We start from the raw sequence: 23559 nt of genomic DNA, 5'->3' as shown, positions 1-23559 counted from the left end.
ACCGATGACAGCCATCACACGAGCGGTGTACTCGCTCCAGTCGTCACCGTTGGCTCGCGGACGTACGTGCCAGGGCTGCTCGACCACGTCACCTACGAGGAGTCCTGCGCGGAAGCAGAACGGCGCGCTCCCATCTTCGCCCAGGCCGTCCGCGATACCGAGAAGAAGCAGCGCAGGCGCCGCTGGTAACGCCTAACGGGCGGCGTCGAGGGCGCGGGTGAGGAAGTGCGAGCCGCGGGTGCCGGGGTGCTGCACACGGCTCGCGAAGCGGACCTGGCCGCCCGCGATGAACCGCAGCGCACGCCGGCGCCGAGGCCGGATGATGTGCGGGACGGTGCCGTCGTGCTCGTACCCGAGGTAGTCGGTGAGGCCGGGGACACCGGCGACGATGTCGATGTAGCGGCCGAGCGGGCCATAGCCCTCCTCGCGGCGGATCGACGTGAGCAGCGTGCCGGTGCGCACCCGCACGTAGGTGCGGGCTGCGGCGAGCACGCGGCGGGACCGGGCGTCGAGGTCCCGGTCCAGACCGCCGCTGCCGCGGCCGCCGACGATGTCCCGCACGATGCGGCGGGACGGGTTGTGCCCGAGGTAGCGGGCGTCGACCCGGGTGCTCACACCAGCTGCCCGACGGTGACGGCGAGGGAGCCCTCGTTGGCGGCGAACGCGCCCTCGGGGCCGAGTGTTTCGACCGCGCCGGGCGTCACCCGGGACCCGCCGGGCAGCCCGTCCTTGACCTTCGTGCAGATGTTGACCAGCGCCTGCGACAGCAGCCCGGCCTCGCGCATGAACACCAGACCGGCGTTCGTCAGGACGTCGTCGGGGGGTGGGCTGGTGCCGTCGCTGCTCTCCGGGACGCACCGCACGATCTGCACGGCGAACACGGCGTGCCGCATCCCGGTCGCGGAGATGGGGTTGCCTCGGCTGGCTGGGAGCCCTCCCTCGCCTGGGGCGGTGCCGATGCCGATGCCGGACATGGTGACGACGAGCTGCTCGCAGTCCCAGGCGATCAGCCGGGGGTTGCCGGGGGCGATGACGCGCCGCCGCGGCAGGGCGACCCGGTCGGCCGCCGCGCAGGCGGCGTTCACGGCGTCGAAGTGGTCGATGATGCCGTCGAGGATCGTGCGGGCGATGTCGGCGACGGCGAGCCCGAGCCCGTCCGCGGCCATCAGCCGGCCTCACGGATGCGGCCGATGAGGTCGGCGCGGGTCCCGCTGGTGTCGAGGCCGCGCTGCTCGGCGAGCGCGACGAGCTCGGGCTTCCGCATGGTGTCGAGCCCGGACGGCAGCCCCGCGCCGTCCTGCCGCGGGGCAGCCGCGTGGTGGTTCGGCCGGGAGTGCGGGGCGAAGGGGTCCCAGGCGCGCCGGTCGACGGTCACGGGGTCGTCCTCCTCGCTCGCGGGAGATCCGGGGACCAGACGCTCCCGGCGGCCGGGCGCGCGTACGGGTTCACCGACCGGATCCACAGGTCGACGGTGTAGAGGCCGGTCAGGCCCTCGGACAGGAACTCCATGTCGTCGAGCGCTGCGAAGGTGAGGCCCTGTCTGGTGACCGACTGGACGCGCTGCGGGAGGCGGCATGGCCGGTCGGGGTTGCTGGCGCTGGCGCGCCCGAACTCGACCGCGAGCTCGACGCAGGCCAGCCGGCCCGCCGATGGCGGGGTGCGCCCGTACAGGTAGGTGACGAGCGTCCGGTCGCGGCACGTCGGCCAGCCGCAGCCGTCAGTGCGGGTCAACCAGGACCCGTCGAGCCGCCACGCGTGGAACGCGACGTCGTCGACGGTGACGGCGACAACCTCGGTGACGTCCGGGTGCGGGAGCCGGATCCCGGTCGGCTCGACGTGGCCGCCGATCGGGTCGCGCCAGAGCAGCCCGGCGAGACCGGGGCCGCCGTAGCAGCGGCACGTCCCCCACGACCGGTGCCATGGCCACCCGCCGGCCTCCCCCGCGCGGGGAGGCTCCGGGCGCAGCAGGACCTCCGCGGCGAGGGACTGGCCTCGCCACCGACGGCCGGTGAGCGCCCAGAGGACGTCGGTGGCGAGCTCGAGGTAGGTGCACCACTCCGGTGGGGAGTGCATGCCGACTGCCGACGTGGGGATGTCGTCGACATCGGCCCACGCCGAGCAGCCGGCCGGGGTGGTCACGTCAGGACGCGTCCGCCGTCACGGGCACAAGTCCCTGGGTGAGGTCGGGGATCGCCGCGGCCCGCACGTACTGCCAGATGCGGTTGGTGGGGAAGTCGATGTCCCCGACCGGGCCGTCACCGAACATGGGGTTCTGCTCGAGGGTGGCGGTGAACGTGGGGGTGAGCGCGTCCTCGCCGTTCATCGTCATCGACTCCGACGGCCGCACCTTCGCCCGGGGCATGACCCAGTGGAAGTAGGGCAGCGTGGAGGCGAACGCGTTGTCGAGCACGGCGCGGGTCCACGCCTCGATGGCGACCCCGTTGGGGGTGGGGTCGACGTTGACCTCGGGGGCCTGGTACCCGATCACGTCCTCACCGTTCATGATCAGGTCGCCGCCGACGAGGAACTGCAGGATGTACGGGTCCGGGGTGCAGACCTGCATGTCCTCGATCGTGCCGCCGAGCAGCGTGGGCGGGGGCGCGTAGTAGACGCAGGTGACGCCGGCGCCGTTGCGCAGCTCGATCGGGTCCGGCTCCGAGTAGGTGTTGCCGAGGCCGAGGGTGACGAGGGCCTCGGTGGTGTAGCAGTTGTCGGGTCCGACGAGCGGGGCGCCGGACGGGTCGAGCTTGGTGAGGCGGAGGCCGAGCGCGAACAGCGACCCCGCACCGTCGTAAGCCATGATGTGTTTCTCCTGGTCAGAGGGTGATCTCGGTGGCGAGGTGCACGCACGGGTCGAACGTGGCGGCGAACAGGCGGGAGGCCCAGACGGTGCGGGTGTTCGTCGCGTGGTCCACCGCGGCTGCGCCGTCGATGAACGTGAGCGGCGAGGTGAGCACCGCGACCGGCGCGGTGGCGTACGCCCACACCGTCGCGCCCGCTGGCTGCCCGGCCGGGCCGCTGCCCGGGTAGCCGGCGTCGGCGACGACGACGTTCCCGGCTGCGGTGAGGAGCTGCTGCCCGACGCGGAACAGCGACGGGGCGAGCTGCCACGACACCGCGACGGGGACGTGCAGCATCACGGGCTGCCCGTGGGATGCCTCGAGCGCGGCCTGCTCGAGCTGGCCGAGCGCGACCAGCGCGGCCGCCGCACCGGTGTCGACGACCTCGGCGTCGGGGGACGCGAGGTAGGCGTTGGACTGCGGCGTACCGCCGGGTGGGGTGTACTGGTCGGTCTGGGTGAGCTCGCCGTCCCACAGCTCCCGCGCGATCACGTACGGGGTCTGCGCCTCCGCGACCCGCCGGACCCGGTCGAGGTCGACGGGGCCGTTGAGGGTGGAGCACTCGTCGGCGAACTGGGCCCCGACCGGCTGGTAGTACGCCGCCCCCGGCCGCGGGCCCGAGTAGCCGACCTCGGGCTCGTCGCACACCGGCACGAGGCGGTACTCGGTGCCGCACCGTTCGGGGATCCAGGCCAGCCCGGTTTCCCAGCGGTCCAGGTTCGGGCGCACCGCGGACGCCACCAGCCCGGAGGCCGGTGGCGCCGCGGGCACACCCGCTACGGGGGTGAACACCGTTCAGCCGTCCTGGGCCGTCAGGAGCAGGCGACTTCGACGGTGCCGGACGAGGAACCCGTCGGGCAGACGTCGAACACCGGCCGCAGCGCCTCGACCCCGCGGAACGCGACGCCCTCGAACGTCTCCGAGAACTGCTGGTAGCGGTTCCGCGAGTTGAGCTCGCTGTCGCGGACGAGGCCCAGGTCCAGGCTGCCGCCGTCGAGGAACAGGAAGGCGCCGGTGGTGAACAGCAGGCTGTCGAACGGCGTCGGGAACTGCGGGATCGTCCCGCCCGCCGCCACGTCCGCGTACACCTGCGACGGGATCGCCACCCCGTTCACGGTCTGCGCGGTCGGGTTCCCGTCGAGGAACCACACCGGGGCGATGCTGCGGCGGGAGAACCAGCCCGACAGCGTGGAGTCGGCGACGGCGAGCGCCTCGATCCAGTCGCCGGCCGCCATCTGGTAGGCGATGTCGGCGCGCATCAGGTCCCGCACCCACTGGGGGGCCAGCCAGGTCAGGGACACGTTGTCGTCGAGGCGGTGCCGGTCGCGGTAGTAGGCGATCAGCTTGTCCATCTCGCCGAGGATGTGGCGGGTGGCGCCGACGACCTGGTCGTTGGCCTGCACCAGCTTCGACAGGGCGGCCATCTGCGAGTACAGCTCGCGCTCCGCGAGGCGGGCGTGGGCGATCATGCCCTCGCGGACGTTCGCCGCGGTGGTCTCCGGGTCGAACCGCGACGAGATGTTCGAGAACTCCAGGCAGGAGTAGATCGCCTGGATCGTCGCGTCCTCGACGCCGGGGCAGTCGACGATGTAGCAGTCCTTCACGGCGCCACCCGAGCCGTCCGCGGCCTCGTCGTCGGCGACCGTCCACACCCCGGCACCGTTCACCGCCGAGGCGGCGGACAGGCCCGGACGGAACTGGATCCCGCCGCGCTCGACGGCGAACCGGGCCAGCGCGTCGCGGATCGGGCGCGCCGTGGAGCCGATGACCTCGACGTCGTACAGCGTCTCCAGCGGGGCGCACAGGCCACCGGCGGCGACGAGCGCGTTCGGCGACGTGACTTCGCGGATCTTCTCGAAGTTCGCCTCGATCGACGAGCCGAGGACCCGTGCCTCCGGGTACTCCACGTCGACCGTGAGGACCGGCATCCGCGTCCCGGGCCGGGCGGCCTGGTAGGCGCCCCGGAACTTGTCGTGGACCGCGCGGGCGACCTCGAGCTCGCTGGTCATCGGCCGGCCCTGCTCGGAGTGCGAGCCGAGGTAGACCTTCGCGGTGGCGACGTCGCGGCCCGGCTGGACAGCGGCCGGGGACACCCCCGGGCGGCCCGTTCGGCCGACCGGCTGCGCGGCGGGGGCCGGCGCGGTGGCCTGGGCGCGCAGGCCGTCGGCGATGCCGCGGGCGATCGCGTCGGCGAGACCAGACGCGGCGAGCGCCGGCTCCAGGACCTGCTCGGCCACCGGGGCCTCCTCCGTGGTGGCGGTGTCGGTGACCGCGTTGACGCCGGGACCACCGTCGGTGCCCTCGACGTTGTCGGTGTCGGTCTGCTCCGGCTCGGGGATGTCGAGGCCGTCGATCAGGTCGCGGGCCCGGTCGGCGTTCTGGGCGGCGGCCTGGACGCGGGTGTCCCGCTCGCCGACGACGACGTTGCGGACCTCGGCCAGCTCCTCGAGCTGGGCGACCAGCTCGGGGGTGGGGGCCTGCTCGCGGGCCTGGGCGACGTGCTCGCGGATCGCGGCGACGGCGCCCTGGATCTCCTCGTCGGGGACCTGGTCGGCGTTGTTCTGGAGCTTCTCGCGCAGCTGGCGGAGCTCGTCGAGCGTCATGCTCATCGCTGTGGTGCCTTCCGGCTCTCGTGGTGCGTGTCGGGGCGGGTGGGGACCCCGGCTAGGCCGGAAGACGACCGGGTGCGCTAGGCGCTGGGGCCGTTCCCCGTTCTCCTGATCACGCACATTCGGGGAGCCGGTCGAGCAGGAGGCGGGAGTCGCGTGTCGCAGATGAGCCGCTGGAAGGATCACCGTCGTGGAGAGCAGGTGGGAGTCCGACCAGCGCGTCCTGGCCGCAGTCGTGGAACGGTTCGAGCAGGACGGCCGGTTCGTGTCCCGCGAGGAGGTCCACGCCGCGGTCGATGACCTCGACCCACACACGGTCGACCAGGCGCTCCGGCGGCTTTCCACCACCGGCTACATCGCCGGGCGAGGGACGGCCCGCTCGGCCGTCGTCGCCATCGTGGGTGTGCCGGAGAAGGGGTTGCGCGCCGCTGGGTTCTGGCCCTCGCGGGACGAGGCGATCGACCGCATGCTGCGTGCACTCGAGGAGCAGGCCGAGAGCGAGACCGATCCTGCCCGGCGAACCAAGCTGCGGACGGTCCTGGCTTCGCTGCGAGAGGGAGGCCGAGAGGTCGTCATCGACGTCGCATCGGCCATGATCCAAGCTGGCGTCGGTCTCGGGTAACGGCCTCACGCCGCGACGTTCCGTGCTCCGATCCGGACGACCGGCCCGTCCCATGAGGCCGGCGCGCCGGTGCGCCAGGCGACACGGGGGACGGTGCGGGCTCGGCCAGCGAGGAGAGACGGCCCGTCGGCGTGGTCGACGAGGGACGGCCACGTGTACCGCACGGGCCGCTGCTGGTTGCGGTACCAGGCGCCGATGCGCTGGTCGTAGGGCAGCGTGCAGCGGCGCCCCCAGGCGAGCAGCGCCAGCAGGTCGGCTGCCGGGAGCACAGTGGCGACACCCCACAGGAGGGTGTTCGCCTCAAGCCAGGAGGCGCCTACCTCGTCGGCCTGGGCGACAGCGCGGGCAACCTGCTCGGGCCTCGGGCGGGTGCGGCCGACGTATAGCCCGATCGGCCCGTCCGGGTGGGCGTCGGTTGCGGCGGCGACGTGCTCGAGCAGCCCGGGCACGGGCACGGCGTCGTCCTGCACCACGAGGGCGTGCGAGGCGTCCTGCTCGGCAGCCCAGGCGAGCGCGCGGGCGTGGGTGGGCCACTCCCCCTGCTGGTGCTCGTCGACGACGAGGTGGGCGCCGAGGGTGGCGGCGAGCAGCTCGGCCGCCGCGAGGCGGGCCGGGTGGGCGACCACGGCGACGGCGAGGCTCACGCGAGGGCCTCGACCGCGCGGACGAACGCGTCGAGCTCGGGTCTCGGGTCGAGCTCGGCCGCGCGCTGCCGGGCGACGGCGGAGGCGGCCTCGTCGTCGTAGAGCTGGCGGATAGCCGCGGCCCAGGCGTCGACGTCGTCCCGGTCGAGGAAGGTGCCGGCGCCGGCGAGGGACTCGCGCAGCCCGGGTGTCGGGTGTGCGATGACGGGGATGCCGGAGTGCATGGCCTCGACGCCGACCATGCCCCACGACTCGTAGTCGGACGGCATGAGCAGCACGCGGGTGCGGGCCCACACGTCCCGGCGCATGTCCGCGGTGTGCGGCTGCCAGATGACGTTCGGGAGGTCGGGGCGGCGGATCTGCTCGTCGCGCTGGTATCCGCCCTCGACCGCGAGGAACTGGCTGTCGGGCATGCGCTCGGCGAGCGCGTAGAACGTAGCGGCGCCCTTCGCCGGGATCGGGTTGACCAGGGTGATCGCGTCGCCCCGCTGGGTGCGGTGCTGGTCGCCCCAGACGGGCGGGTGCACGACGAGGGAGCGGGCTCGGCGGCCGAGCTTCCGGTGCAGCCAATGCGTGTTGTAGACGACCAGCGCCGACCGGCTGGCTAGGAACCGGGTGGTGAGCCGGTTGGTGTTGTGCACGACCTGCACTGCGGGTCGGCGGTTGCGGTTGGCCCAGTCGAGGATCCGGCCGGTCTCCTTGTGGTGGCCGATGCCGACGTCGTAGGCCTCGGTGCGGAGCCGGTCGAGGTTCACGGCGCCCTGGTGCACGAGCACGCCGTCGAGCTGCACGGTGGGGCCGTCCTGCTCGGTGACGATCAGCTCCGCCGTGTGACCGGCGCGGGCGAGGGCGGCGAGCAGCTCGTGCAGCATCAGCTCCGACCCGCCCCGGTTGGTCGGGAGCCCGTAGTGGGCGACGGCGACGACCCGCACGTCAGCGCTCCGCGATGAGCTGCCGCATCCCGCGCGGGTTGCGGCGCAGGCCGCGATAGCGGTTCTGCCGGGCGATGTTCGTCCGGTACTGGCCGCTCCTGCGGTCCATCTCCGACGGGTGCCACAACCCGAAGAGCGTGCCGTCGTGCCGGACCGTCGGGCCGAGGAGCGCGTCGCAGGCGTGCCGGAACGCGACGTCCTCGCCGCCCCACCCGTGGAAGCCCTCGTCCTGGCCGCCGGCCTCCCAGTAGGCGTCGTGGTCGATGACGAGCACCCCGCCGACGCTGTTCGTGGTGACGAGGTCGGGCCTCCCGACGTCGTCCGGTGGCAGGTCCTGCAGCAGCACACGGAGCGTCTGCTCCCGGGTGAGCCCGGAGAAGATCGTGTAGGGCAGGTGCAGCAGCCCGTCGGCGGCCGCCTCGATCGCCGCCTCGACCGGTTCCCGCTCGGGCAGCGAGTCGGCGTCGCAGACCACGACGATCCCCTCGCCAGCCTCGCGGAGGCCGGCGTTGCGGGCGGCGGACCGGTTGAACGGCTGGTGGTCGGTGTCGGCCACGACGAGCCGAGCGGCAGGGAGGATGCGCTGCAGGTGCGCGTGGGTGTAGTCGAACGCGACGTCTCGGTCGACCTGGCCACCGCGGAACGGGACGACGACCGTCACGCGCATGCGGCGACGCTCCACAGGTAGTAGCCGAGGACGTCACCCTGCACGCTGTCGACGACACCGCGGCCGAGCTCCCGGAGCATCTCGTCGTGCTGCCAGTGGTCGCGGTGGATCTCGAACCAGTTCCCGCCGACTGCGTCCTGCGCGTGGTGCGCGAGCGGGATCGAGACCAGCAGGTTGTCGGTCCACGCCTGCAGGAGCCGCAGCACCGATCGGGCCTCCGGCTTGGCCATGTGCTCGAGGACGTCGCCGATGATGACGAGGTCGGGGGCGTACGCGATGGAGTGCAGGTCGATGTGTCGGACGTCGGCGACGATCACGTGGTCGTACTTCTGCCAGAGCCCGTGCTCGGTGATGTACGGGGCCCACGCCTCGACGGCCTTCCACGTCGCGCCCGGCGTGTGCGCGTGGGCGAGGTCGCTGTAGGTGCCGGCGCCGGGGCCGATGTCGACGACCATCTGCGGCCGTAGCTCGCGGATCTTGTCCAGGGCCCACTGCTTGTTCTCGGCGTCGGAGATCGGCACGGCGAGCAGGGTGATCGCGGTGAGCCGGTGGGCGCGCGGTAGACGCGAGTCACCGACCCTGGTGATCACCCCGTAACGCCCTTCGACTGCCCTTCGAGATCACCGGACGTGGCTTCTGGCTGTCGAGACTGCAACGCCTGCACCCGCCCTGGGATCTGGAAGTTGATGATCCTCATGTTCTGGACGTGGTGGGGGTGGATGTTCACCATGTGGCTGCGCCGCTGCCCCCAGTGCCGGCATGGCCTCGGCCGTCATGAGCGGCGCCGCGACGGCTCGTTCAAGGACTGAGCCGCGAAGTGAACAGTCCGGAGGAATGGGCGGCGATCGCCGCATGGGTGGGTGTGCTCGTAGCGGCGGTCGCAGCCGTCTACGCCGGCCTGCAGGCACGTCGAGCGAAGGAATCACTCCGATTCACCCGAGAATCGGCAGAGGCGGCGAAGGATCAAGCCCACCACGCGCGGATCAGCGCCGACGCCTCGAACAAGTCGGCACTCGCCGCCGTCGATCAAGCGGCGAGCGCCCGGGCTGCACTCGAGCTTGCTCGGCAGGAGCGTCTCCGCGCGGATCAGCCGAGCTTCGAGATCAAGTTGTCCGGGCCGAAGAACGACCGATGCCACGTCGTGGTTCGAATGGCCGACGGGCCTCCGGGGGTACACGCAACGCTCACGTGGATCAGCGAGTACTCGTGGCCCGTGAACTCCCGGGTTGCCCAGACGGAGATCGGCTTCGGTAATGGGCAAGGCCAATACGAGATGTTCAAGAACGCCGAGGTCGGCTTCGACGTCGACGTGAAGCCGAACGTCAAGAAGGTGTCCGTCCGGGTGATCGTCGAGTCGATCGATATGGCTGATCCCGAACGAACCTGGGAGTACGTCGAGATCGCGCGTTGGGAGGCTCTCCCCCCGCCACAGGTCTGGTAGCCACCCGAGGACGGAACGACCCAGCCGCTGAGGGGATAGCCGCCGGGTCGTCCCTACCTCGCGGCGCGTGTTGAAAGGGGCGTGCTCGCGCCGTGTCCGCGACGGTACGCACGAAGTGAGATCAGCGGAACGCGTTCTGTAACAGGATGCGCCGTTTGGACGAACCGTGTGTCGGCTCCGCGCGACGCGTGGAGCATCGCCGAGCAGGTCGGCGAGCGGCGGAGGACCGGCACTTCGGTCGCCCCCCGCGGGGGCCGGCCTCCGCCGCGCGACCAGCGATCAGGCGTCGGCGCCGTACGCGGAATCCCGGGCTCGACGCAGCGCCCGGATCATGCGGTTGATACCGGCCCGATCGAGGTGCACGAACCACCCCTCGAACGGCAGCGCGCTCTCACCCTCGGGCAGCGAGTCGTCGAGCTGCAGCGTGCTGTTCTCATTCACCGTGGCGACCTGCACGTAGCCGCAGTCATCGCCCGCGATGCCGCCCCACCCGACCTGCACGCGGAAACCGTCGGTGACCGCGTCGCGGATCAGCTCCTTGGGCATCACGCCCACCTCCATCACGGAGTCCAGCCGTCCCCTCGCGGGACGGACGAGACGACGCTGCACCCGGCAAGAGGTCGACAGCTGCGAGTCGCGAGTCGAGGTGTGCGCAGCTCGGTCCACAGCGACTTGAGTTGTACCTTCCTGCCATCGCCCGCTCGAGAGGGTGCGCCTTCCGCATGGCGCGCTCGCCAGGTAACGAACTCGCCCCCAGAACGACTGGGGAGATGACAGAGGTGACCCAGCCTTGGAGGCCCATTGTCTGGTCCGACGGATTCCGATTCGAACGACGATCCTGAGCAGGTCGAGAATGATGACAGTGATACCACCGACGCCGAAGCTCCCGAGGAACAGGCGATCCCGGTCGTAATCTCACCGGAATTCGCAGAGAGCGCGCGCCGAGCCTCCGAGCAGCTGGAGCGTCAACTACAGGACACGTTTGGCCGAATCGGACGGCAACTCAATCTCGATCTCCTCGATCAGCAGCTGAAGTTTCTACGCACCTCTGTCATGCCGCAGGTGGACCAGGTTTGGAAGCAGCAGGCTGAATTCGCGCGACGGTGGCATGACCAGATATTTACACGGGAATTTCAGCAAACCCTAGAGGGCCTGAGCCGCCTCCGCCGCTCCCTGCCAAAAGTCGATCTTGAGTTCTATCGTCAGGCCTACCTGAGAGCCTGCCCGCCGAACTGGATCGACCTCGGCGATGGGGCCGAGTTCGATCTCCTCCGACTCGCCGAGGCAGGACTGCCGACCGCTTGGGTTCCACGGGCCGACGTACTGCAGGAACTCCTGAAGGCACCCGAGGCCGAACGCGTGGCCATCTTCGCCGAGCGCCGGGCCGAGATCCTGACGGACTGCCGTGACGTGCTCAGCGGCGTTACCTCCACAGAGCTAACGGAGCAGGTTGAACTGCTCGAAGAGGCGCTCTTGGTCGCAGAGCAGAACAAGCTCGCGGCGGCACAGGCCCTCGCCGCGGCCATCGTGGACACCGTCATGCGGATCTCGATTGTCCCTGAGAAAATTCGGGGGTACTACAAGAAGGTCCAAGAGGAGATCGAGTCTCGACACGAGAACGCCACACTCCTTGAGTTGCGCTGGTGCGCAGTGCATCTGCCATTGACAAGAGCATTGGAGTACTTCGACCCAACCCAAGGGATCCCGATTCCTGAGAGGTTCAATCGTCACGCAAGCATTCACGCCGTTGGCCGCGTTCAGTACACGCCAGCGAACGCAATAATTGCGATCGCATTGGCCACGTCGCTCGTCAGAGAGGTCCACGAGCTAATCATCGATCAGCTCGACGAATGAGCTAGTTTCGATCACCGGGCCATAGCCCGGTCGCCGCGTGGTGGAGTTCGGCGCACATGCCGTCCCGCATCCGCGCCGGCACGCCGTGGGCGGTCGCCTGGGCGACGCACCGGCGGAAGTCCCCGGGGGTTCCCCACCGGATGCGGGCGGCAACCTCGCCGCGCAGGTAGGACTCGCGCAGCTGCGCCGGCATCTGGGAGGCGTAGTCGTCGTCCTCGTCGTCGAGGGCGACGAGCAGCTGGGCGGCGCGCTGCGGGGAGTCGTCGAGCTCGGCCAGGAGCGCGGCTGCCCGGTCGGGGCTGTCGTCGAGCTGCGCGAGGAGGGCGGCGTGGCGCGTGGACAGCTGCCCGGCCTGCTGCCGCTGCTCGAGTCTCTCGGCGATCGCGTCGGCGAGCGACGTGAGGTCGACCCGGCCGGGGTCGACTGCGGCGAGGCCCTGCATCTTGCCGACGTCGATGCTCTGGATCAGCTCGTTGCCGATCACGAGGCCGTGCGCCGCGGTCGTGGCCGACCTGAGTGCGCCGGCGGCGACCAGCGCGAGCGGTTCCCCTGATGCGACGCGGGCGCGCGGGATCGGGAAGCCGGGCACGTTCACCGCGAGGAGCGCGACGAGCTCGAGGCCGCCTCGGACGCGGCGCCAGTCCCCCGACAGCGCGGAGGCGCGGAGCCGGGCGGCGGTCTGCTCGTCGACGCTGGCGCGGAGTGCGCCGGCAACCCAGATGCCGTGGGCGTCCTCGCCGACCGCGACGTCGGCGACGACTGCACCGGTGTGGTCGTAGTGCGCGGCCGCGGCCTGGCGGGACATGCTCGTCGGGGCGTGGCCGGTGTCCATGGTGATGGACCCGACCGGCACCTGCTGGCCGTCGTCGGTGAGGACGGCGCCGGTGGTGAAGTAGGCGTAGCCGGACGTCGAGCGGGGCGCGGTGACGCACTGCTGCGGGAACCCGATGTGGCAGGCGCCCCAGGTGGCGGCGTGGCCACGGATGCGGCCGTCCTCGTCGATCGTGAGCGGGGTTGGGCCGTCGAGCTGCGGGTCGGTGAACCAGGCGGCGGGCGGTCGTGCCGCGGCGGCAGCGACGACGACCTCCTCGTCGAGGTCCTCGCCGTCGGGCTGCTCGATGTCGACGACCGCGGTGACCTCGTCGCCGTCGGCCGCGAGCCGGTCACGGGCGTCCTGCTCGTGCTCGTCGCACACCGGGGCGTAGGCGTCGCCGCCGCGGAACAGCAGCGACCGGACGGCAGGGTGGTCCCCCAGCTCGCAGGGCTGCGGCACGTCGGGCAGCCCGACCTCGTCGTCGGACTCGACCACCTGGTCGGGTATCGCGGCGGCCGCGACGATCGGTTCGTCGGGCTCGTCCTCGCCCGGCTCGTCATCGTCGGGGTCGTCGGCGCGGGGGTCGCCGAGGGGGAAGTCGTGGACCTCGTCGGCGAGCGCGACGCGGAGCCTGTCGAACTGCACCGGCCCGACGTACGACAGGTCGGCCGGGTCGAGCCCGTACCCGGCGGTGACGTGCGGGAGGAACACGGGGTGCTCGGACACGTCGAACGCGGCCGCCTCGCCCTTGAGCGCGGGCAACATGTCGCCGGTGACGAGGTAGACCGCGCACGGCTCGAAGTCGTTGGCGTCGCCGGGGTTGAACGCGGCGTGGCCCATCACCTCGGCCTCGACCCGCGGGGTGACGGCGGCGATCTGGCGGGCGCCGTCGAGCACGGCGGCGATCTGCTCGGCAGGCCAGCCGGTGACGTCGTCGCCGAGGTAGGCGAGGGTGAGGTGCAGCTCCTCGGCCGGGTCGCCGCCCTCGACGACCAGCGCGCCCGGGTCGGCGGGGACGAGCGCGATCATCCCGCCGGTGTGCGGCTCGTCGGCGGCCGCGGTGACGGCGGCGTCCGGCTCGTAACCGGGTGCAAGGACGTCGTCGGGATCTTCCTCGAGGTCGGCGGCCCAGTTGTCGGCGATGTGCTGCACGAGCGCGGTCGCGAGCTCTACGGCGTCGCGCTCCTCACCGGAGTCGATGACCTCCGTGAACTGCTCGACCGCGTCCTCCGGGATCCGGGCGACCATCCGCTCGCCGACGGCCGCGGCGAGGAGCCCGGCGAGGCACAGCCCGCATTCGTCGCCCACCTCGCTCGACCGCCAGGCGGGCACCGCGGCGGCGAGCAGCTCGTCGGGGAGGTCCTCGGGGGCGAGCGGCTCCCGCGGGCCGTCCTCGTCCTCCAGCTCCATGTAGGCGTCCCCGAACGCCGGGATGGGCACGAGGGTGGCGGCGGCGACCTCGGCGCCGTAGGTGACGAGCTGCCGCCGCGGGTTCGCCGGGGCGACGTCGAAGCCGTCCTCGCCGGCGATCTCGTAGTCCATGCCGGCCAGGTCGACGGAGACGCCGCGCAGGTAGCGGGGGCGCACGAGGTCACCGATGGTGGTGCCGCGCTCGTTGACGACGATCGTCGGGTTGAGCGCGCCGGTCGCTTGCCACACGAACGTGCCCTCGGGGAACGGCTCGCCGGTGCGGCGGGAGATCACCTCGGGGCCCGGGACGCGCTCCATGGTGTCGATGCGGCCGACCAGGATCGCGGGGCCCGGCTCGTCGCCGCCGTGCGCGGCCTCGGGCTGCGCGAGCAGCGACAGCGGCAGTGCCCGGTGGGTGAGCGCACCGGCCTCGATGAACCGTCCGTCCGAGGTGTCGAGGCCTTCGATGACGAGGACGGGGAAGCGGACGCGCATCTCCCCCGCCTGCTCGTCGACGACCTCCATGGTGGGCTCGTCCGTGACCGCCTCGACGACGGTCTCGATCGGTGCGGTCATGCCAGCGGCTCCTCTTCGACGCGCTCGGGCCAGTGCCAGGTGCCGCCGACGTTCTCGGTCTCGTCCTGCATGCACAGCTGGTTGAAGAACATCCCGGTCGGGTTCAGGACGACGAGCGACGCGAACACCTCGCCGGGCTCGTTGTCCTCCGGGTGCTCGTCAAGGCCTGCGATGATCGCCGCGCGGCACTGGGAGATGTACTCGCCGCCCGGCGTGCCATAGCTGACGTAGTGCACGATCCGGCCGATGCTCGGCTTCACGAGTCGTCCCCGTTCCTGTCGATGTACTCGCGTTCGAGGCGTTGCACGGCGTCGTGGATGCGGTCGCGGACCTCGACCTCCTGCTGCAGCGACGTTCCGACCCGGCCGGCCGCGTCGTCGTCGGCGGCGACCTGGGCGGCGAGCACGTTGCGCGGGTCGCCCTGCGCCTCGCGCAGCCGGCGGGCGACGATGCCGTCTTCCATGTCGGGGACGGCGTAGATCGGGACGGTGCGGCAGCGGCAGCCGTGGTGGTCGCCCGGGAAGTAGTACGGCCCGATCCACGCCGTCTCCGGGGCGGTGTCGAGCTTCGGGTCGGTGAAGGTGGCGAACCGGACCTTGTCCAGGCCGGTGTGCCACGGCGCGAACCGGTCCCCACGCTGGATGCCGAACCGGTACTGCCACTCCCAGCCGAGCAGCACCCCGCCCTCTTCGCCGACCAGCGCGGTGACGTCGGGGCCGGCGCCGAACCCGCCCGGCCCGGGGGTCTCCTCCAGCCGCGGCGCCCGGGTGTGGGAGGACTCCCGCCCGGGCTCGCGGATCGGCTGAGCACCACCGGCGACGCGGAGGACGTCCTCGACGTCCTGCGGGCGCAGAAGGGTGTCGACAGGCTCGCCTGGTGTCTCCTCGGGGACGAGCGGGTCGGGCCGGAACAGCGCCTCCTCCGCGGCGGCGTCGAGCCGCTCGGCGAGGGTCTGCCACGCCTGCCCGGTGCGGGCGGTGAGGCGGGTGCGGACGCGGGCGCGGAGTTCGTCGGCGCGGGGGCTGCGCGTCGGGATGCCGAGGAGGTCGAGGAGGATCTCCGCGACCTGGGCGGCGGCGTCGCCGAGCCACCGCTCGAACTGGCCCCGCAGGCGGGCGTAGCCGTCGGCGAGGAGGTCGGAGATCGAGACGAGCGCCTCGACCCGGGCCCGGCCGATCGTGGCCGGGACGAGGTGCGCGTCCAGGCCCTTGATGCTGGCGGCCAGCGCGCGGTCCTTCTGGGCCTGCGACCGGACGCGGGCGCCGGCGCGTTCGAGAACGCGGGCGAGCGCGGCGTCGGCGGCGACGAGGATGCGGTCGGCGAGCTCGGCGTCGACGTCGGCGAGTCGGCGAGGGGCGTCGATGTCGACGTGCAGCCCGTACGGGTCGGGCTCGGTGGCGGCGGCGACGATCGGCCCGGCCGGAGCGGGCGATGTGGCCGGCGCGGCACGCTCGGCGGCTGGCTGCTCCGGCGTGCCCCGGGCAGGTGTGGCCTCCCCATCCTGGATGACCGGCCGTTCCTGCTCGGCGGAGGGCAGCTCACGCGGCTCGGCGGGCTGGGCGTCGATCGTGACCGGCTGCGGCTGCTGCTGGGGGGCGAGGCCGAGCAGCGCGGCCGTCGCGTCGACGGGGAGCCGCCCGGAGAGGGCGAGGCGCCGCACGAGCTCGTCGTCGTCGGGGGCGTCTTCCTCTCCGAACCCGAGGGCCTCCCGCAGCGTCTCGTCCTTGATCGCGAACGCGGCGTGCGCGTCCCTCGCGTCCTGGCCGCGGTTGGGGTTCTCGGCGAGCGGGGACGGGTCGACGGCGATGGTGAGCTGGTCGATGTCCTCGGGCTTGTGGCCGAGGGACTCGAGCACGGGCCGCATGTAGGCCTGCATCATCGCGGCGGCGATGGTCTCCGCCGCGGGCTCGACCTGGTCCCTGATGGAGCGGGCGTCGATGATCCAGGCGCCCCAGTGGTTCATGCCGCCGACGCCTTCGACCTGCTCGGGCTGGATGTCGAGGCCCTTGAGCAGGCGCAGCAGTGCGGCGGACTGGCGGGCGATGAGCTCCTCGGAGTCGGCGCGCTGCACCGACAGATGCCGCACCTTGTCGAGGTCGTCGGGGTCGCCGCGGAGCACGATCGGGACGACGGCCTGCGCGTCTCCGTCGTCGCGGATCGGGGCGAGCATCGCCGCGGTCAGGTCGGCCATGAACGTGTCGGACATGACGGAGTCGTCGTGCTCGTCGTCCTGCCGCTGCGCGAGCATCGACAGGCCCGCGGGGATCAGCAGGAACCCGTTCGCGGCGACCCTGCTCCGGGCGGCGGCGCGCTGCTCCCGACCGGCGAGCACGACGTCCTCGCACACGTCGAGGCTGGTGCGCAGCGCCGAGTCGGCCAGCTGCCCCCACTCGGGGTGAGGCACCCAGCAGCGCAGCAGGTCCTCCCGCGCGGGGTCGATCACGCGGGTGGTGCCGGCGGTCGCGGTCGGCAGGGTCTGCAGGGTGACCCGGCCGTCCGGGGAGACAGCGATCTCGCTGACCGACCGCACGTGAAACTGCTCGGCGCCGTCGATGTGGACCCACACCTCGCCGGCGATCCCGAGGTTCTCGTCGAGGCGGGCGGTGAACCCGTCGGGCTCGTGGTCGAACGGGATGCGCTCGAAGTTGACGAGGGCGTCCGCGGCGAGCTGCGCGTCGAAGTCGTGGTCGTCGCCGTCGAGCGGGACCGGGTCCTCCGGCCACGGGCGGGCCTGGGCGATGTAGAAGCGGCAGCGGGCCACGGACTGGGCGCGCAGCCGCAGCGCGTACCGGAGCTCGCCGATCAGGTCGCGGTAGGCGTAGGCCTGGGACTGCCAGCCCTGCCTCGTTGCGACGAGCAGGGCGCCGGCGTCGCGCTTGGACAGATCGATGCGCTGCCCGTCGGCGCGGAGGACCTTGAGCTGGGCGCGCGGCGGCCGTTCGTCGGTGGTGGTGGACGCGCGACGACCCAGCACAGCCACGCGCGCACCCCTGTCCTCGGTTGACCTCGTCTGGCCAGTGACTGAGGTTCAGGGCGCCCCGGCGGCTAAGCCGACAAGTCGCGTGTCTCACGGCGCGTGGTTGACAGCTTCGGCCGACCACGCTTCGTTCCCCGCTGGGCCATGTATTCCTCGACGTTCGTTCGCGTGCTGAGCCACTGCCCAACCGGATCCTGAACAGCCTTCAACGCGCCACGCTGCGCTGCCGACCTCAGGGCAGAGTGGCTGATCTCGTCGTTGGCCAACGTCGCGATCGGAACAAGGCGAGCAGGCCCTGCCAGCTTGGGCAGCATCAGCCGGTTGAGGTTGTTCAGCACCGCTCTGGCAAGGAGCTCTGCGAGCGCACCAACATCCCCACCGTCGGCACGGCTGAGCGCGACAAGGTACCGATCCCTGTCCCTGTTGTAGATGATCGCCGGGGGCATCCCCAAGCGCACAAGGACGAGGTTCAGCAGCAGCCGCCCCGTCCTGCCGTTGCCGTCGATGAAGGGGTGGATGCGCTCGAACTCCGCATGAGAACTGGCGATCGCCTCGATGGGGTACCGGGCGTCGCACCGCAACGCGTTCACGCGGTCGAGCCAGTCCCTCATCTCGCCGTCTACGACGGTCCAGGTGGGTGGCTGCATGCCGCTGCTGAACCGCTCGATTTCCCGGCGGCGGAACTGACCTGGTCCCTCGCGCTCTGTGGCCTGTGGATGCGGGGCGACGGCCCACACCAGCGACATCGTCATGTCGTGCACGTGCCTGACGTCGGTCAAGGTCAACAGCTCACCGGTCGACCAGTCCCCGGCAGGGTCGATCCCCGTCTCGTACACCCAGTCGGCCGCGTTCGCGTAGCCCTGCACGATCAGGTACTCCGCGAGGTCCTTCCTCCGGGCGCCTGTCATACGGCGATCAAGCAGCTCGTCGACTTCACGTTGGACGAGCGTGTTCCCCTCGATGGCCGTGCTGTTGTGGACCTCTTCCCGCCAGATGTCACGCCAGATAGCCTCGGCCTCAAGGCGCGTCGGGAGGCCACCGAACCTGGCTTGCATGTCGTCGAGCGAGTGCCGGAGACGTTGATAGACCTCGGCCCTGGACGGCCGGCCTCGTCCACGCGGTGGCATGACATGAGTGTAACTAGATATCGAGCGGAGCAATTAGGTATGGCCTCTGCGCTCGACTTTCTGTTGACAAACCACCGTGCGCGTCGCCCTGACCTGCACAGACAGCACGGTGAGACCGGCTGCGTAGTCGAAGACCGCGGCGATGCAGGACGCGGGACGAGCGCACACGGGAAGACCCAGCCCGGGTCGCCGACCAAGATCGCGCCAAGCTCGGCGACGGCGCGCTGACGGATCCGGCCGCTCGAATGAGCGGGTCGATCAGCCCGGGACGCGGTCGATGCACTCCCCGCCCAGATGGTCGGCCGGTTGCCGTCTCAGGTGCGCGCCCGCGAGAGGTTGCACCGTCGGTGCGTGAGCCGCAGCTGTGCCGTCTGCCGGTGGTAGGTCTGCCAAACATCGCCGTGGTCGCGGTTCTGCAGCCGGCGTCCGGTTGCGCCGACCCACTCGATGACGAGCCGGTCCCAGCCTCCCAGGACCTCGGCGAAGCGCGAGGCGAGCTCGTCGAAGGTCGGCTCGTGGTGGTCGACGTGGACGTTGTCCGGAGTCATCAGCTGCTGACAGAGGCCGCAGGTCACGGTCCCGCCGGCGAGGTCGGCGGCGTGTACGTCGCGGAACGCGAGGATCTGGTCGTTGACCTCCCAACGCAGCGCCGCGCGCGCCTCCGCCTCGACGCTGGACTGACCGTCGAGGGCGGTGAGGTACGAGAAGTCGACGATGCTCCCGTCCCGTCGGACCAGCCAGAAGCCGCGTGTGCCGAACTCAGAGCGGCGGATCACGACGTCGACGACGCCCGGCCCGACCTTCTCGGCAGCCTCCGGGTGACGGCCCGCGTGAACCAGGAGCGAGACCAACTCAGCGTCCTCGCCACGTAGCGGGACGTTGTCGGGGTTGCTGTTCAGGATGCGCCGGAACTCGTCTCGGGCGGCCTTCTTCGATGGGTACCGGCGCGCGCCAAGCAGGTAGGGGGCCACGTCTGGAGTGTGGCGGCAGGGTCTGACACCTCGATCCGCCGCCGATCGTGACCCTCCCGTTACCTAGCTCCTTACACAATCTACTCCATTCCCGTGTTAGAGTAGTTCATGTAAGGCCAACAACTACAGAGAGGAGATCGGGTGACCGACTTCGGAGAGCAGGTCCTCGTAGCCCTGGCCGACCAGGGCTTTGGCCTGACGATCACGGAGGAGGAGGTGACCATCCTGACGCCCGACGGGCGCAGGAAGCACCGCATCCCCGCCGCCTACTTCGAGCGGAACGCGAGGGAGCACCTCGCATCGCTCATCGTGGTGGTGATTGGTCTGGAAGTGCTCGAAGGCTTCGTGCCTCCCGAGAGCTTCGATCCGGACCGCGAGTGATCGACGGGAGCCCCCTGCCAGGGAATGGCTGGCAGGGGGCTCCCCCTCCGAGGATACGGCCCGACCCTCCGCCATTACACCGAGACAAGCAATGTGACAGGATGCTCGTCATGAACTACTCCATCAACCTCGCGCTCCGGACCGACGTCCAGCTCGACGACGACCACGCGCGCGACGTCGCCGCCCGCTGGGCCCACAACGCCGGATTCGACCTCGGCATGACCTCCACGAGCCGCGACGAGCCGTGGCTACGCGTCTCCGGGCTCGTCTCCGCGCCGGCCGACCTCGACCCGGCCCAGCTCGTCGGCACAGCGGTGCGCAACCTGCAGATCGAGCTCAGCGAGGTCGGGGCGGTCGTCCGTGAGTGGGAGGCAATCGAGATCGTCAGCGAGGCCGAGCTGCGCCGGCGCGCCCAGCGGCCCGTCATTCCGCCGATGGTCAACGCCGAGCAGTTCGGCGAGCTGACCGGGCTCACCCGCCAGCGGATCTACCAGTACCTGAGCGACCGCCGGGCCGGGAAGCGCGACAACTTCCCCGACCAGGTCATCGACGGCTACTGGCTGCGCTCGACCGCCGAGCACTGGGCCCGCACCCGGCGGACGAACCCAGGGCCTGCGCCACGCAAGGCTGAGAACGGATCCGGAGGGACCAACCGTTGACCGCTCTCCCTGCCCTCCCGACGTTCCTGTACCGGCTGCGCGACTCGACCGGCAGGCTGCTCTACGTCGGCATCACAGACAACGTCCGCGCCCGAATGACCGCGCATGCCCGCACGCAGCCCTGGTGGTCGGACGTCGCCGACGTGGCGGTCGAGACGCACCCGTCGCGGCAGGCAGCCCTGCGCGCGGAAGCCGAGGCGATCCGCGACGAGGCCCCGCTCTGGAACATCGCCCGCGGACAGCGGGTGCCGATCGAGTATGACCTCGACGACCCGCGCGACTTCGCGGCCGCGCATGGGATGCGCCTCATGACCGACGAGGCCGGACTGACTCGCCTCTACGACGAGCACGGCAAGCTGGTGATGCTCACCGACGGCCGGAACCAGGAACGTCTGACCCGCACCGTCCGGCGGTGGGTGGTGCAGGCGTCAGCCTGAGAGTTGCGCGAGGTGCCCGGCCACCGCGGAGCCGGCGAGCACCCGTGCCACCCACGGCCACGCCCGCGGGAAGAGGAGCCGGGCCGCCACGACCCCACCCGCGATCCACACGCTGAGGCACCACGGGCACGAGGCGAGGTCAGCCCACCGGCTCTCGCCGACCCGGCGCAGGTAGGCCTCGCGCAGCTCGGGCATGGGCCACACCTCGTCGTCCTGCACGAGCCGGGTGAGCCGGTGCACGGCGAGCGCGTCGACCGTGGCCTCGACGGCGCTGCTCGGGCGCTCCGGCCTCACCGTGAGCCCCCACCGGCGAGGAGGCGGCCGAGCTGCGGCGAGTGCGTGGCTGCTGCGCCCTCGGTGGCCTGGCGGAGCATCTCGGCCAGCCGCGGTGTGCTCGGGGTGCCCTCGCAGGCGACCGTGCCGGAGTAGCGCATGCCGTCGGGCATGTGGATCGACACGAACACCATCGTCTCCGGGGTGTCCTCGTCGCCATCGTCGTCGAGGTCGGTGTGATCGATGTCGGTCTCGACCTTCACGCTGCGTCCTCCGGCTTGCTCCCGTCGGCCGGGTGCCAGCCGAACATGTAGGCGACGATGGCGCGGGCCTGCTCCTCGGTGAAGCCGTTGCGGCGGGTCGCGGCGACGAACCCCTTCGATCGTCTCCAGGAACGGGGCGATGCCATCGAGCGCCTCGTGACCGGCGAGCGCGGCCCGGCGCATCTGCTCCTCACTCACGGCCGCACCGCGACGTTCGTAGCCCAGGACGGTCCGGCCCAGCGGCCGAGCTGCCCGCACTTGCACTCGGTGCCGGGGGTGATGACGGCGACGGTGCCGTCGGTGAGTTGCACGTCGACCCCGGCCCGTGCTCGGCGGCCGGTGGGGATCTCGGCCTGCTGCAGCCAGTTGATGGGCGCGTGGAACTCAACCTGGTCGGGGCGCGTGTACACCCACATGCCGGCGTGCTCGCCGCCTTCGGCGAGGATCACGCGGGTCTTGCGGAGGGTGCGGCCGTCGGGGAGGACGACGCTGGCGGGGAACCAGCGGCCGCGGACCACGGTCGTGCTCATGGGGTGGGCTCCAGGGGGTCGAAGATGGCGGTGATGTCGGCGCGCCAGCTGGTGATCTGGCCGTCGAAGGTGGCGGTGTGCGGGTAGGCGTTGACGTCGAACCGGTAGGTGCGGCCGCCTGCGAAGGCGTCGAGGGTCTCGACGGCGCGCGCCCGGAGGGCGGTGAGGTCGCCGCCGGTGACCTCGAACTCCAGCCGGCTCGTCGGCTCGGGCACCGGCTCCAGCTCCGCAGCAACGGTCACCGTCGCTGGCGCAGCGGCGAGGCCGTGGAGCAGCGTCGCGGCGCGCGCCAGGGTGCGCGACGCCAGGGTCCACAGCTGGGTGCCGTCGCGGCTGCCGGACGCCATCTGCTGGATCAGCTCGTCACACTCGACGGCCGCCTGCCGGATCTGCTTGCGGTTCATCCGCGCCCCGTGCGGCTCGCGGGCGCGCGCGGCAGCGCCGACCCCTCCGCTGGCTGCTCGGCGCCTGTGACGTGCCGCGTGTTGTCACCCCACGGCAACACCAGCCCGTCACCTGCGGCTCTGGGGAGGTAATGGGCGTGCAGGTGCGTCACCGACTGCGTGGCCTCCGGCCCGGCGCTCGTGATCAGGTTGAAGGGGCGGCGCTGCTCGCGCGCGTACCGGGCGGCGAACCCGAACGTGATCGCGGTGACCGCCGGGTTCGTGGCGGCGTCCTCGACGTGCACGCGGGGGATCACGAGGACGTGGCCGTCGACGACCGGGCCGAGCGGCACGATCGCGAGCGCCTCGGGCCACTCGGCGACGACCGTGGCGGGCGCGCGGCCGGCGAGGATCTCGCAGAACACGCAGGCGGGTGGGCTGGTCACGGTCTCCTCCATTGGTGGTCGAGCAGGCTGATGGCGCGGGCGACGAGCGCCCCGAACACGGCGCCGACGACGAGCGCGGCGAACACGAACACCGTCATCGGGCCGGCCAGAGGCTGATCAGCAGGAAGGCGACAGCGGCGATGGTCGCGGTGTAGCCGAGCACCACGAGGCCGTCGCGGGTGTGGCGGTTCACGCTGACCTCTCCCCTCGGTCGGCGTGGTGCTCGACGTGCCGCGCGGTCATCGACGTGACCGTCGCGGGCTGTGGGTCGGGCTGTACTGGGTCCGGCCGGGCGGGGAGGCCCATGTCGATGCGGGCCTTCATCACGCGCTGTACGGCCTGCCGGTCTTCCGGGTACTTGTGGCCCTTCGGGGAGATCCACTTCGTGGAGTCGTCGGGGTCGAGGCGCCACTCGGTGGGGTCGTACACGTCGCAGCGGCGACGGGATCGGGCGGCGGGGCGGGAGCGGCGGTACGTCGGTACGGCAGCGTCGTACACGTGGCCGCGCCACTGGGAGTGCGCAGCCACCTGCGCCTCGACGAACCCGCGGCGCATCGCGGCGGCGAGCTCCCCGGGGGTGGAGGCGGCGGCGGCCCAGCCGGGTACGCGGGGTTGGGTGAGGCGCCAGCGGCCGTCGTCGAGCTGCGTGATGGTGACGGTGATCGCGCGGACCTGGCGGGGCACCCCGGGCGGCGGGCCCTGC

General features: G+C 71.5%; 31 protein-coding genes. 7 read left to right on the top strand and 24 right to left on the bottom strand.

The window, feature by feature from the left end; genetic code table 11:
* Positions 1-66: 66 nt before the first annotated feature.
* The gene (locus ACFPL3_RS01185; protein ID WP_343944908.1) at positions 67-189 is read left to right on the top strand and encodes a hypothetical protein; all 123 of its coding nucleotides are present in this window, start codon (positions 67-69) and stop codon (positions 187-189) included.
* Positions 190-192: 3 nt separating this feature from the next.
* Here ACFPL3_RS01185 and ACFPL3_RS01180 read toward each other — a convergent pair whose 3' ends face one another.
* From ACFPL3_RS01180 to ACFPL3_RS01150, 7 genes are read right to left on the bottom strand one after another with little or no spacing between them, the layout of a single operon-like run.
* Positions 193-615 carry a hypothetical protein gene (locus ACFPL3_RS01180; protein ID WP_343944909.1) on the bottom strand — a complete coding sequence of 141 codons (423 nt, stop codon included), beginning with the start codon at positions 613-615 and terminating at the stop codon, positions 193-195.
* Positions 612-1166, bottom strand: coding sequence for a hypothetical protein (locus tag ACFPL3_RS01175; RefSeq protein WP_343944910.1), 555 nt, complete (start codon positions 1164-1166; stop codon positions 612-614). The genes ACFPL3_RS01180 and ACFPL3_RS01175 overlap by 4 nt, the downstream gene beginning before the upstream one ends.
* Positions 1166-1375, bottom strand: coding sequence for an SAP domain-containing protein (locus ACFPL3_RS01170; RefSeq protein WP_343944911.1), 210 nt, complete (start codon positions 1373-1375; stop codon positions 1166-1168). The genes ACFPL3_RS01175 and ACFPL3_RS01170 overlap by 1 nt, the downstream gene beginning before the upstream one ends.
* Entirely contained in the window at positions 1372-2139 is a 768-nt protein-coding gene (locus tag ACFPL3_RS01165; protein ID WP_343944912.1) for a hypothetical protein, read from the bottom strand. Before ACFPL3_RS01165 ends, ACFPL3_RS01170 begins: the two co-directional genes overlap by 4 nt.
* A gap of 1 nt (position 2140) precedes the next feature.
* The gene (locus ACFPL3_RS01160; protein WP_343944913.1) at positions 2141-2800 is read right to left on the bottom strand and encodes a hypothetical protein; all 660 of its coding nucleotides are present in this window, start codon (positions 2798-2800) and stop codon (positions 2141-2143) included.
* Between the two features lie 16 nt (positions 2801-2816).
* Complete coding sequence (locus ACFPL3_RS01155) at positions 2817-3632, bottom strand: hypothetical protein (RefSeq protein ID WP_343944914.1); 816 nt, start codon at positions 3630-3632, stop codon at positions 2817-2819.
* A gap of 20 nt (positions 3633-3652) precedes the next feature.
* On the bottom strand, positions 3653-5443 hold the full coding sequence (locus ACFPL3_RS01150) for a major capsid protein (RefSeq protein ID WP_343944915.1): 1791 nt from the start codon (positions 5441-5443) through the stop codon (positions 3653-3655).
* Between the two features lie 241 nt (positions 5444-5684).
* On the opposite strand from ACFPL3_RS01150, the gene ACFPL3_RS01145 reads away from it, so the two are divergent.
* Positions 5685-6071 carry a hypothetical protein gene (locus ACFPL3_RS01145; RefSeq protein ID WP_343944916.1) on the top strand — a complete coding sequence of 129 codons (387 nt, stop codon included), beginning with the start codon at positions 5685-5687 and terminating at the stop codon, positions 6069-6071.
* 5 nt (positions 6072-6076) lie between these two features.
* Here the strand turns inward: ACFPL3_RS01145 and ACFPL3_RS01140 are convergent, their stop codons facing one another.
* The 4 genes from ACFPL3_RS01140 to ACFPL3_RS01125 are packed head-to-tail and all read right to left on the bottom strand — an operon-like array spanning position 6077 to position 8904.
* Positions 6077-6715 (bottom strand): hypothetical protein, encoded by a 639-nt coding sequence (locus tag ACFPL3_RS01140; protein WP_379588343.1) that lies wholly within the window; start codon positions 6713-6715, stop codon positions 6077-6079.
* A complete protein-coding gene (locus ACFPL3_RS01135; RefSeq protein WP_343944919.1) occupies positions 6712-7647 on the bottom strand; it encodes a glycosyltransferase family 4 protein in 936 nt (311 codons plus the stop codon). Before ACFPL3_RS01135 ends, ACFPL3_RS01140 begins: the two co-directional genes overlap by 4 nt.
* Position 7648: 1 nt before the next feature.
* Positions 7649-8314: a galactosyltransferase-related protein gene (locus tag ACFPL3_RS01130; RefSeq protein WP_343944920.1), complete on the bottom strand. Its 666-nt coding sequence runs from the start codon at positions 8312-8314 to the stop codon at positions 7649-7651.
* Positions 8305-8904 (bottom strand): class I SAM-dependent methyltransferase, encoded by a 600-nt coding sequence (locus tag ACFPL3_RS01125; protein WP_343944921.1) that lies wholly within the window; start codon positions 8902-8904, stop codon positions 8305-8307. Before ACFPL3_RS01125 ends, ACFPL3_RS01130 begins: the two co-directional genes overlap by 10 nt.
* Positions 8905-9131: 227 nt before the next feature.
* On the opposite strand from ACFPL3_RS01125, the gene ACFPL3_RS01120 reads away from it, so the two are divergent.
* Positions 9132-9755, top strand: coding sequence for a hypothetical protein (locus tag ACFPL3_RS01120; protein WP_343944922.1), 624 nt, complete (start codon positions 9132-9134; stop codon positions 9753-9755).
* A 279-nt stretch (positions 9756-10034) separates the two neighbouring features.
* Here the strand turns inward: ACFPL3_RS01120 and ACFPL3_RS01115 are convergent, their stop codons facing one another.
* The gene (locus ACFPL3_RS01115; protein ID WP_343944923.1) at positions 10035-10301 is read right to left on the bottom strand and encodes a hypothetical protein; all 267 of its coding nucleotides are present in this window, start codon (positions 10299-10301) and stop codon (positions 10035-10037) included.
* 255 nt (positions 10302-10556) lie between these two features.
* Between ACFPL3_RS01115 and ACFPL3_RS01110 the strand changes: the two genes are divergently transcribed.
* Complete coding sequence (locus ACFPL3_RS01110; RefSeq protein ID WP_343944924.1) at positions 10557-11609, top strand: hypothetical protein; 1053 nt, start codon at positions 10557-10559, stop codon at positions 11607-11609.
* A gap of 1 nt (position 11610) precedes the next feature.
* Here the strand turns inward: ACFPL3_RS01110 and ACFPL3_RS01105 are convergent, their stop codons facing one another.
* From ACFPL3_RS01105 to ACFPL3_RS01085, 5 genes are all read right to left on the bottom strand, one after another.
* Positions 11611-14409 (bottom strand): hypothetical protein, encoded by a 2799-nt coding sequence (locus ACFPL3_RS01105; RefSeq protein WP_343944925.1) that lies wholly within the window; start codon positions 14407-14409, stop codon positions 11611-11613.
* Positions 14406-14669 (bottom strand): hypothetical protein, encoded by a 264-nt coding sequence (locus tag ACFPL3_RS01100; protein WP_343944926.1) that lies wholly within the window; start codon positions 14667-14669, stop codon positions 14406-14408. The genes ACFPL3_RS01105 and ACFPL3_RS01100 overlap by 4 nt, the downstream gene beginning before the upstream one ends.
* Positions 14666-17389 (bottom strand): hypothetical protein, encoded by a 2724-nt coding sequence (locus ACFPL3_RS01095; protein WP_343944927.1) that lies wholly within the window; start codon positions 17387-17389, stop codon positions 14666-14668. Before ACFPL3_RS01095 ends, ACFPL3_RS01100 begins: the two co-directional genes overlap by 4 nt.
* A gap of 65 nt (positions 17390-17454) precedes the next feature.
* Positions 17455-18441: a Fic family protein gene (locus ACFPL3_RS01090; RefSeq protein ID WP_343944928.1), complete on the bottom strand. Its 987-nt coding sequence runs from the start codon at positions 18439-18441 to the stop codon at positions 17455-17457.
* A gap of 386 nt (positions 18442-18827) precedes the next feature.
* Complete coding sequence (locus tag ACFPL3_RS01085) at positions 18828-19484, bottom strand: DCL family protein (RefSeq protein WP_343944929.1); 657 nt, start codon at positions 19482-19484, stop codon at positions 18828-18830.
* Between the two features lie 141 nt (positions 19485-19625).
* Between ACFPL3_RS01085 and ACFPL3_RS01080 the strand changes: the two genes are divergently transcribed.
* From ACFPL3_RS01080 to ACFPL3_RS01070, 3 genes are all read left to right on the top strand, one after another.
* A complete protein-coding gene (locus ACFPL3_RS01080; RefSeq protein ID WP_343944930.1) occupies positions 19626-19865 on the top strand; it encodes a hypothetical protein in 240 nt (79 codons plus the stop codon).
* A 110-nt stretch (positions 19866-19975) separates the two neighbouring features.
* Positions 19976-20524 carry a hypothetical protein gene (locus ACFPL3_RS01075; protein WP_343944931.1) on the top strand — a complete coding sequence of 183 codons (549 nt, stop codon included), beginning with the start codon at positions 19976-19978 and terminating at the stop codon, positions 20522-20524.
* Complete coding sequence (locus ACFPL3_RS01070) at positions 20521-20961, top strand: GIY-YIG nuclease family protein (RefSeq protein ID WP_343944932.1); 441 nt, start codon at positions 20521-20523, stop codon at positions 20959-20961. The genes ACFPL3_RS01075 and ACFPL3_RS01070 overlap by 4 nt, the downstream gene beginning before the upstream one ends.
* Here ACFPL3_RS01070 and ACFPL3_RS01065 read toward each other — a convergent pair.
* The 7 genes from ACFPL3_RS01065 to ACFPL3_RS01035 all read right to left on the bottom strand — a co-directional run bounded on the left by ACFPL3_RS01065 (position 20953) and on the right by ACFPL3_RS01035 (position 23540).
* Positions 20953-21255: a DUF1360 domain-containing protein gene (locus ACFPL3_RS01065; protein ID WP_343944933.1), complete on the bottom strand. Its 303-nt coding sequence runs from the start codon at positions 21253-21255 to the stop codon at positions 20953-20955. The genes ACFPL3_RS01070 and ACFPL3_RS01065 overlap by 9 nt on opposite strands.
* Positions 21252-21497: a hypothetical protein gene (locus ACFPL3_RS01060; protein ID WP_343944934.1), complete on the bottom strand. Its 246-nt coding sequence runs from the start codon at positions 21495-21497 to the stop codon at positions 21252-21254. The genes ACFPL3_RS01065 and ACFPL3_RS01060 overlap by 4 nt, the downstream gene beginning before the upstream one ends.
* Entirely contained in the window at positions 21494-21643 is a 150-nt protein-coding gene (locus ACFPL3_RS01055; RefSeq protein WP_343944935.1) for a hypothetical protein, read from the bottom strand. The genes ACFPL3_RS01060 and ACFPL3_RS01055 overlap by 4 nt, the downstream gene beginning before the upstream one ends.
* A 48-nt stretch (positions 21644-21691) precedes the next feature.
* On the bottom strand, positions 21692-22027 hold the full coding sequence (locus ACFPL3_RS01050) for a hypothetical protein (RefSeq protein WP_343944936.1): 336 nt from the start codon (positions 22025-22027) through the stop codon (positions 21692-21694).
* Positions 22024-22431: a hypothetical protein gene (locus tag ACFPL3_RS01045; protein ID WP_343944937.1), complete on the bottom strand. Its 408-nt coding sequence runs from the start codon at positions 22429-22431 to the stop codon at positions 22024-22026. Before ACFPL3_RS01045 ends, ACFPL3_RS01050 begins: the two co-directional genes overlap by 4 nt.
* Positions 22428-22856 (bottom strand): HIT family protein, encoded by a 429-nt coding sequence (locus ACFPL3_RS01040; RefSeq protein WP_343944938.1) that lies wholly within the window; start codon positions 22854-22856, stop codon positions 22428-22430. Before ACFPL3_RS01040 ends, ACFPL3_RS01045 begins: the two co-directional genes overlap by 4 nt.
* A 189-nt stretch (positions 22857-23045) precedes the next feature.
* Complete coding sequence (locus ACFPL3_RS01035) at positions 23046-23540, bottom strand: hypothetical protein (RefSeq protein ID WP_343944939.1); 495 nt, start codon at positions 23538-23540, stop codon at positions 23046-23048.
* Positions 23541-23559 lie beyond the last annotated feature (19 nt).

The sequence above is a fragment of the Pseudonocardia zijingensis genome (assembly GCF_042657305.1).
In the GTDB taxonomy this organism is placed as follows: Bacteria; Actinomycetota; Actinomycetes; order Mycobacteriales; family Pseudonocardiaceae; genus Pseudonocardia; species Pseudonocardia zijingensis.
The sequence above is the reverse complement of the archived record's forward strand: the minus strand, read 5'-3'. Positions and strand labels throughout refer to the sequence as shown.

What these genes read in the sequence shown, in the direction of transcription:
- ACFPL3_RS01175 (WP_343944910.1), bottom strand. Translation starts at nt 1,166, where the DNA reads ATGGCCGCGGACGGGCTCGGGCTCGCCGTCGCCGACATCGCCCGCACG.
- ACFPL3_RS01160 (WP_343944913.1), bottom strand. Translation starts at nt 2,800, where the DNA reads ATGGCTTACGACGGTGCGGGGTCGCTGTTCGCGCTCGGCCTCCGCCTC.
- ACFPL3_RS01150 (WP_343944915.1), bottom strand. Translation starts at nt 5,443, where the DNA reads ATGACGCTCGACGAGCTCCGCCAGCTGCGCGAGAAGCTCCAGAACAAC.
- ACFPL3_RS01130 (WP_343944920.1), bottom strand. Translation starts at nt 8,314, where the DNA reads ATGCGCGTGACGGTCGTCGTCCCGTTCCGCGGTGGCCAGGTCGACCGA.
- ACFPL3_RS01115 (WP_343944923.1), bottom strand. Translation starts at nt 10,301, where the DNA reads ATGCCCAAGGAGCTGATCCGCGACGCGGTCACCGACGGTTTCCGCGTG.
- ACFPL3_RS01105 (WP_343944925.1), bottom strand. Translation starts at nt 14,409, where the DNA reads ATGACCGCACCGATCGAGACCGTCGTCGAGGCGGTCACGGACGAGCCC.
- ACFPL3_RS01090 (WP_343944928.1), bottom strand. Translation starts at nt 18,441, where the DNA reads ATGCAAGCCAGGTTCGGTGGCCTCCCGACGCGCCTTGAGGCCGAGGCT.
- ACFPL3_RS01075 (WP_343944931.1), top strand. Translation starts at nt 19,976, where the DNA reads ATGAACTACTCCATCAACCTCGCGCTCCGGACCGACGTCCAGCTCGAC.
- ACFPL3_RS01055 (WP_343944935.1), bottom strand. Translation starts at nt 21,643, where the DNA reads ATGGCATCGCCCCGTTCCTGGAGACGATCGAAGGGGTTCGTCGCCGCG.
- ACFPL3_RS01050 (WP_343944936.1), bottom strand. Translation starts at nt 22,027, where the DNA reads ATGAGCACGACCGTGGTCCGCGGCCGCTGGTTCCCCGCCAGCGTCGTC.
- ACFPL3_RS01045 (WP_343944937.1), bottom strand. Translation starts at nt 22,431, where the DNA reads ATGAACCGCAAGCAGATCCGGCAGGCGGCCGTCGAGTGTGACGAGCTG.